Origin of the sequence: Rhizobium sp. CCGE 510, from assembly GCF_000292525.1 — a bacterium.
GTDB lineage: Bacteria > Pseudomonadota > Alphaproteobacteria > Rhizobiales > Rhizobiaceae > Rhizobium.
Map to the genome: position 1 here is coordinate 1 of NZ_AEYF01000126.1, position 624 is coordinate 624.

Genomic DNA, 624 nt, shown 5'->3' on the forward strand with positions numbered 1-624 from the left:
GAAGGCGTTGGCGGCGCGCTCGAATGCCTTGCTCGTCAATTCGTTGGCGCCGGTCTGCGTGCGCAATGCCATGGCGCCGCGCAACAGGGCGAACCCGTGTTCGGCAAGATCGGTCTCGATTGTTGCGCCCAGAGGCGGCGCATTGTCCGGCAAAATACCAGCCTGCCGCATCAGGGACCATGCGGCTCCGCGATAGAGCAACCGGCCGAGAATGCCGTCTTCGGTCGCAACGGTGAGAAAGGCGGTCAGTTCTTCAGGCGTCGCCAACGTCTTCCGCCTCCTCGTATATGGCGGCGATGAATTCCTGGTGGTCCTCGATGTGGATGTTCACGACATAGTGGTCGCGATTGGTGCCAGCGGCCTCAAAGTCTTCCTTCAGGGAAGCATGGGGGCCGTTACCGGATACCGTTAACAACATGTGGTCGATGCGATCGGCGCGGAGCGACTTGAGCCCCACCTCATCGCGAAGGTCGCGGCCCAGAGCGTTATCGGCGGGATCAGCGCTTTCCAGCAGGCGGTTGGCGACGAACAACAGCGAGTTCGGCGTGCAGCGGCCATTGTCGCGATCGAGCACCTTGCGGGCGCTCGTCACCGTCGACTTTCCGAGCTTCTTGTTGCTCTTGG

Annotated in this window: 1 protein-coding gene and 1 pseudogene; both read right to left on the reverse strand. The window is 62.0% G+C overall.

Annotated features, from left to right (window positions below):
• On the reverse strand, nucleotides 1-267 hold a 267-nt coding region (locus RCCGE510_RS32780), incomplete at its 3' end, for a hypothetical protein (RefSeq protein ID WP_007638082.1).
• Nucleotides 254-624: pseudogene (locus RCCGE510_RS32785) on the reverse strand (DUF1837 domain-containing protein); the annotation flags it as partial. The gene RCCGE510_RS32780 and the pseudogene RCCGE510_RS32785, both read right to left, overlap by 14 nt.